The sequence below is a fragment of the Corallococcus exercitus genome (genome assembly GCF_003611585.1).
Taxonomy (GTDB): Bacteria; Myxococcota; Myxococcia; order Myxococcales; family Myxococcaceae; genus Corallococcus; species Corallococcus exercitus.
The window spans coordinates 1-6179 of record NZ_RAVW01000513.1 but is presented as its reverse complement, the minus strand read 5'-3'; the positions used below and the strand labels follow the sequence as shown (position 1 = coordinate 6179).

7 protein-coding genes are annotated in these 6179 nt (G+C 67.7%); 1 reads left to right on the top strand and 6 read right to left on the bottom strand.

Annotation, left to right across the window (positions count from 1 at the left end; all coding sequences use genetic code 11):
• The coding region (locus D7W79_RS37300) for an ABC transporter substrate-binding protein (protein WP_147442246.1) at positions 1 to 1110 on the top strand (1110 nt) is incomplete at its 5' end.
• A gap of 34 nt (positions 1111 to 1144) precedes the next feature.
• Here D7W79_RS37300 and D7W79_RS37295 read toward each other — a convergent pair.
• Genes D7W79_RS37295 through D7W79_RS37270 form a run of 6 tightly spaced genes read right to left on the bottom strand, consistent with a single transcriptional unit; the run spans position 1145 to position 5854 of the window.
• Positions 1145 to 1330 (bottom strand): hypothetical protein, encoded by a 186-nt coding sequence (locus tag D7W79_RS37295; protein WP_120530033.1) that lies wholly within the window; start codon positions 1328 to 1330, stop codon positions 1145 to 1147.
• Positions 1314 to 1592, bottom strand: coding sequence for a hypothetical protein (locus D7W79_RS37290; protein WP_120530032.1), 279 nt, complete (start codon positions 1590 to 1592; stop codon positions 1314 to 1316). Before D7W79_RS37290 ends, D7W79_RS37295 begins: the two co-directional genes overlap by 17 nt.
• A 23-nt stretch (positions 1593 to 1615) precedes the next feature.
• On the bottom strand, positions 1616 to 2482 hold the full coding sequence (locus tag D7W79_RS37285) for a hypothetical protein (RefSeq protein WP_120530031.1): 867 nt from the start codon (positions 2480 to 2482) through the stop codon (positions 1616 to 1618).
• A complete protein-coding gene (locus D7W79_RS37280) occupies positions 2476 to 3552 on the bottom strand; it encodes a hypothetical protein (RefSeq protein ID WP_120530030.1) in 1077 nt (358 codons plus the stop codon). The genes D7W79_RS37285 and D7W79_RS37280 overlap by 7 nt, the downstream gene beginning before the upstream one ends.
• Positions 3549 to 5087 (bottom strand): hypothetical protein, encoded by a 1539-nt coding sequence (locus tag D7W79_RS37275; protein ID WP_336243749.1) that lies wholly within the window; start codon positions 5085 to 5087, stop codon positions 3549 to 3551. Before D7W79_RS37275 ends, D7W79_RS37280 begins: the two co-directional genes overlap by 4 nt.
• The gene (locus D7W79_RS37270; RefSeq protein WP_120530028.1) at positions 5084 to 5854 is read right to left on the bottom strand and encodes a TadE/TadG family type IV pilus assembly protein; all 771 of its coding nucleotides are present in this window, start codon (positions 5852 to 5854) and stop codon (positions 5084 to 5086) included. The genes D7W79_RS37275 and D7W79_RS37270 overlap by 4 nt, the downstream gene beginning before the upstream one ends.
• Between the last annotated feature and the right edge of the window lie 325 nt (positions 5855 to 6179).

Here is a 6179-nt window from a genome sequence, read left to right as displayed (position 1 = left end):
CCCACCACTCAGGCGGGCGGCGCCACCGCCGCCCCGCCCGGGCCTCCGCCGGAAGGCAGCATCCTCATTGGCGAGGTGGGCAGCCTCACCGGCTCCGAGGCCACCTTCGGCATCTCCGCGCGCAACGGCATCGACCTGGCGCTCCAGGAGGCCAACGCCGCAGGCGGCGTGCGCGGCCAGAAGCTGGTGGTGCGCGTCTACGACAGCCAGGGCCGTCCGGAGGAAGGCGCCCAGGCGGCCACGCGGCTCATCGCGCAGGACAAGGTGGTGGCGCTCCTGGGTGAGGCCGCGTCGTCCGTGTCCATGGCCATGGCGGACAAGGCGCAGGCGGGCAAGGTGCCCATGATCACCCCCACCTCCACCAGCCCGGAGGTGACGAAGAAGGGCGACTACATCTTCCGCGTCTGCTTCATCGACCCGTTCCAGGGCCTGGTGATGGCGAAGTTCGCGCGGGAGAACCTGAAGCTCGACAAGGTGGCGGTGCTCACCGACAACAAGAGCGCCTTCTCCGTGGGCCTGGCGGACGTCTTCAACCAGAAGTTCAAGGAGTTCGGCGGCACCATCGTCGGCAACGAGAGCTACTCCAAGGGCGACACGGACTTCCGCGCGCAGCTCACGTCCATCAAGAACATGAAGCCGGAGGCGGTGTTCGTCCCGGGCTACTACACGGACGTGGGCATCATCGCGCGGCAGGCGCGCGAGGTGGGCCTGCGCGTGCCGCTGCTGGGCGGTGACGGCTGGGACTCCGACAAGCTGTACGAGCTGGGCGGCTCCGCGCTGGAGGGCAGCTACTTCTCCAACCACTACTCGCCGGACAACCCGGACCCCGTCGTCCAGAACTTCCTCAAGAAGTACAAGGCCGCCTACGGCAGCGTGCCGGACAGCGTGGCGGTGCTGGCGTACGACGCCGGGCGCCTGTTGGTGGATGCGATGAAGCGCGCGCCGGACACCTCCGGGCCCGCGCTGCGTGACGCCATCGCGGCCACGAAGGACTTCCCGGGCGTGGCGGGCACCATCAACCTGGACGCCAACCGCGACGCGGTGAAGCAGGCCGTGGTGATGAAGGTGGAGGGCGGCAAGGCGGTGTTCGTCACCACCGTGAAGCCGTAAGCGCCCCACCCGTTCCGGCCGCCCGTCCCTGACGTCAGGGGATGGGCGACTGGATGATGTAGTAGATGGACTGGAAGTAGGTGTTGAGGGCCCGCAGCAGCTGGATGAGGAACGGCCAGCTCAGCACGGTGAAGCCGAAGAACGCCGCCGTGATGACGCCGTACTCCGCCATGGCCTGCCCGCGCTGGAGTCCCTGCTTCAGGCTAGTGCGCGTCTTCATGAGGCGCCTCCATCGTCGTGCCACCGCCGCCGCCCTTCTTGCCGTTGCGGCACTGGTCCACGCACTTGTCCTTCGCCTGGCCGGCGACCTTCGTGCAGTAGGGCTGCGCGTTCTTCGCCTTCTCCTTGCAGACCTTCTCGAACTTCACCTTGTCCTCCGCGCAGCGGCGCTCGCAGCTGACGCCCGCGACGGCCTGGGGGGCCCACAGCAGCGCGCCCACGCCCAGGGACAGGGCCAGGACCTGCTTCTTGAAACGGCTCATCGTTCGCTCTCCACGCGCGCGACTCATGGCGCGCCCTGGGCCCGCATCAGGGACAGGTGGAAGTCCACCGCCTGCTGCGCGGCAGGTTGCCTCAAGGTGGCCTGGCCGCGCAGCCCCGGGCGCGTCAGGCTCAGCTGGGTCTCCTGGAAGCCCTCCTGACGGGCCTCCGTCACGCTCCAGCCCTGGTCGCCCAGCTGCGCGCGGTAGGCCTGCTCCGCTTCGGGGAGCGTGGTGTCCGGCACCCGGCCCGACACGGTGATGTTGGTGGCGCCCTCCATCCGCAGGGACAGGGACGCCACGTCCCGCAGGCCCCGGGGCACTGGGACGCCCGGGGGCACCCGGCCGGCGCGCTCCAGGTAGTTGCGCATGCGCGCAGAGGACACGAAGACGATGGTTTCGTCCCCCTGGTGCAGCGTGGACATCAGCCGCACCTCGTCGTCCTTGGGTACCCAGTAGCCCACGTAGCCGGCGTTGTCGTTGAAGCGCACGCCCACGACGGGCAGGCCCTGGTCCAGGAGGAACTTGCGGTAGTGCTGCAGCACCTGGTCCGACGAGTCCTGCGTGGAGAACCACGCCGCCGCGATGGGCGTGTCCGCCCCCAGGTAGTCCGCGGCCAGCGCCTCCGGGCGGCCGCCGTTGGGATAGGGCGGGAAGTACGACAGCGTGCGCGCCAGGATGGCCTCGTCCCGCTTGGAGCGCGTGGGGCCGCTCGCCGCCGTCGCCTCCTGGTCCAGCTCATCCGCGGCGGCCTCCGCGCGCTCCAGCTCCGTGGTGGCGCCCCCGTAGCGCGCCTCCTCCAGGCCCATGCCGATGAGGATGCCCGCCACCGCCACCGACACCAGCACCGCCGCGGTGCGGAAGGCGGGATGCGAGGACAGCTCCTTCAGCACGACTCCGGATCCTTGCACCCCATGTACCACTCGCCCCGCTGCCCGTGCTTGTAGGTGTCCTGGTTCTTGTCGTTGTCCCAGTCACGCCACTCCTGGTTGAAGTAGCGGGTGCTGCCCTCCTGGTCCACGGTGTTGGACGGGGTCTGCATGTTGGCCAGGTGCGGGTGGATGGACACGTACGGGTTGTTGGGCGAGTCCTCGAACATGTAGAGCATGGTGCCGTCCAGCAGGTCCTGGGTCAGCGCGCTGCGGAACTGCTGCATGCTGTTCTTCATGGCCCAGACGCTGTTGACGTTCGAGTATACGTAGTCCACGCGCTCGTAGAACTCACCGCTGGAGTCCGACGGGGAGATGTCCGCGTCCTCCGTCAGCGCCCAGGTGTCGGTGATGATGCTCATGCGCTGTTCCTTGAGGAAGTACGCATTGCCGCCCTTGCCCTCCGTCCCCTGCTGGGCGTTCGCGTGGACGTCTCCCTCGCCCTTCCAGTTCTTCTTGGTCAGCGCCACGTTCTTGCTGAACTCCGGCAGGAACTGCTCGGGCAGCAGGTAGTTCTCCACCACCGCGCGGGCGGAGCACTCGATGTAGCCGCCGTTGGTGAACTGGTCCTGGTACTTGCCGGCCAGGCCGCCCAGCGACGCCGCGCCGGTGTCCGGCGCCTCGCACGTCACCTGCTTGGCCTTGGCGTTCATCCAGCACACGTGGGCGACGACCGCCAGGTGGTGGTCCAGGTCCTCGCAGTCCGCGTAGTTGCTGCCGGACATGGCGTCCGGCCGGTCGATGCCGGACTCGTGGTCGCAGTAGGTGAGGCGGGCGTTGTGCTGCACGTTGGAGCTGCCGCCCTGGGGGCCCGTGCCGCCGCCGCCGCTCTGCTTGAGCGCCTTCGTGTAGTCCTGCGTGGTGAAGTCCCAGATGGTCGTCACCGCGGCCTCCTGGGCATCCAGCGAATAGCGCAGGAGGTCGTCCAGGAAGAGCGCGTACATGAAGATGGGGATGAGGACGATCATGGAGAGCGCCATCTCCACGGAGGCGGCGCCCCGGACGCGGCGGAGGGACGAAGGCGCGGCGCTCATAGGGCCAGGTCCTTGGCGCCGGCGAGGTCCGCGGCGTCGCCGTTGCCGGCGCGGTTGAGCACCTTCGAGGCCTCCTGGGCGGTGAACGGGTGCAGCTTCACGCGCCAGTAGGGGTTGAAGAGGCCCGGGGCCTCCTTCCAGCCGTTGGGGCCCAGGCGGTGGTAGTAGACGAGCGCCTTGGAGAGCGCCGCGCCCTCGCCGGGCGCGAGCTGCAGCTTTCCGTCGCCCTGGGCGCCGTGCGTGAGCGTGAACGAGCCGCTGTCGTTGAGCTCCCAGGGCGCCTTCTTCGGGTCACCCACGAAGAACTGCTTGGTGACGTAGCTGTAGACGTGCGGCTGGCCCCAGTCCGTGTCGGGGTTGTCGTCGGCGCGGAACTTCATGAAGCAGTTGCCGGTGGACGAGCAGGACATCAGGTCCTTGGTGTTGATGCCCTTGAACTCGTCGTGCTGGCCGGAGTGGGCACCGGAGGGCTCGTGGCTGCCGCCGTTCTCGCTGCTCTCCACCAGGGCCTTATACGTGCCCACGCCGAAGCCGTGGCGCCACTGCGAGATGAGGGTGCCGTGCTCGTCCGCGACGACGACCTTGCCCTCGTTGCCAGTCACCTGGCCGGGGCCGTGGATGTTGCTCTTGGTCTGGGCGACCTTGGCCGTGCCCTGGTGCCCCACGACCATGTGGGTGCCCTCCTGGGGGATGTCCTTGAGCAGGTCCTTGATGAAGTCGCTTTTGAAGTAGGTGGGCAGCCCGTTCATGATGACGGGCAGGCTGCGGTTGGCGGCCCAGCCGGGGCGCGAGGCGTTGGCGATCTCCGTCATCACCTGGGCGCGGGCCTTGTTGCTGGAGCCGGCGCGCGAGCAGTTCATGCCGTCCACCGCGCAGTCGAACTCCTCCGCGTTGAGCCCGCCCACGGACGAGTCGAGCGCGTTGGCGCCGGGGACGTTCCAGTCGGTCAGGTCCGACAGGTTCGCGGACTGTCCGCTGCGCACGGCGTTGCGCGCCTTGCTGTGAGCGGACTTCTGCGACTCATGGATGTCGTTCGCCATCTTGTTCAGGTCCTGGATGACCTTGTTGAACTTCTCCTCCACGTCCTTGACCTTGGAGTCGTAGTCGCTGGCCTTGGAGCTGTAGTCCATGGCGATCATCACCGCTTCCAGCGCGTCGAAGCAGTGCTGGAAGTTGTAGGGCGGGCACTGCGCCACCTCCAGGGCCGCGACGATGAAGAAGCTCATCATGCCGGCGCGCATCATGTCGCCCGTGGCGCTGGCGGCGGCCATGTAGCCGTGCGCGGACGTCATGCCCACGTAGGCGGACGCGATGGCCCGGTTGCTGGCCGCGTAGTAGTTGAGCGCGCGCGCCTCCACGACGCCCATGGAGTAGGCGAGCGCGTCGCTGTGCTGCTGCAGGCTCATCTTCTCCCGCAGGGCGTGGCTGAGGTTGAAGCTCAGCGTCGTCATCAGCGCGAGCAGGAGGAACGACAGACACGCGAGCACCAGGGCCTGGCCCCGGTGGCGGCGCTTGGGCCGGGAGGCGGACCTCACGGTTCGAACGGGAAGATGCATTCGTTCTCCTCCGGAAGTTCCTTCTGGGTGAGGTAGAGATTGGAGTGCATCCGCATGATGTACGTGGCGCGGATGGGCAGGATGTAGAGCTTGTTGTTCGCGGCGGCGTCGTACTTGGACATCTTCTTGACGATGAACTCGTCCCGGTCCGAGTCCTTGCCCAGGCGCAGGACGTACGGCAGGTCGCGGCCCCGCGCGATGTTGTAGATGAAGACGTCCGCGAACGGGATGGGCAGGCGGTAGTTGAACGTCACCTGCACGCTCAGCTTGGTGCGCAGGCTGTCCGCCCAGCCGGCGTCACCGGAGGCGACCTTCGGATCATCGAAGTCCATCTCCTTGTTGCCGTGGGAGCCGGAGCCCAGGTCCCCCTTCAGCGGGTTGCAGATGGTCACCTCCGCGAACTTCAGGCCGGAGGCGTCGTTCATCTTGTTCTTGGAGATGTCTCCGGACTCGAACTTGGACTTGAAGTCACCGGCGCTGGTGATGGGCTTGATGACCTCCGCGCCCCCGCTGGCGGCCGTGCTCACCATGGGCAGCAGCACCGCCAGGGCGGCCTTCTCCATGGTGGGGATGTCCGCGTTGTGCAGCGAGCCGGCGCGCACGGCCTTGTAGGCCGCGTACTTCGTCAGGAGCCGGGCCTGGTGCATCAGCCCCAGCTGCAGGATGCCCAGCAGCATGAACACGAACAGGGGCAAGACGATGGCCGTCTCCACCGCCACCTGGCCTGATTCGCCGCCGCGCTTCATGCTTCGCCCCTGTACTGAAAGTGCCCCAAGGTGGGAGTCTTCCCGACCCATTGTGCCGCTACCATACCGCCCGTAGGTTCCCCGGGAATCGGCCAAGTGGCCGGGAACGCAGGCCCGGCCTCCGGGCTTGCGGACATTATCGGGCCGGCCGGGGTCCAGGGTGCTTGACGCTGTGCGCAGGTCATGGTTGGCACGCCATTCGCGTTGAGCGCAGGGAGACGAATCGCATGAACTGGCACATGGCGAAGCGAATGGGCGTGGTGCTGGCGGTGGCGTTGCTGGCGGCCTGCAGTGACGACGGTGGCGGGGGCGGCAAGACGGATGG

What these genes read in the sequence shown, in the direction of transcription:
- D7W79_RS37280 (WP_120530030.1), bottom strand. Translation starts at nt 3,552, where the DNA reads ATGAGCGCCGCGCCTTCGTCCCTCCGCCGCGTCCGGGGCGCCGCCTCC.
- D7W79_RS37295 (WP_120530033.1), bottom strand. Translation starts at nt 1,330, where the DNA reads ATGAAGACGCGCACTAGCCTGAAGCAGGGACTCCAGCGCGGGCAGGCC.
- D7W79_RS37270 (WP_120530028.1), bottom strand. Translation starts at nt 5,854, where the DNA reads ATGAAGCGCGGCGGCGAATCAGGCCAGGTGGCGGTGGAGACGGCCATC.
- D7W79_RS37290 (WP_120530032.1), bottom strand. Translation starts at nt 1,592, where the DNA reads ATGAGCCGTTTCAAGAAGCAGGTCCTGGCCCTGTCCCTGGGCGTGGGC.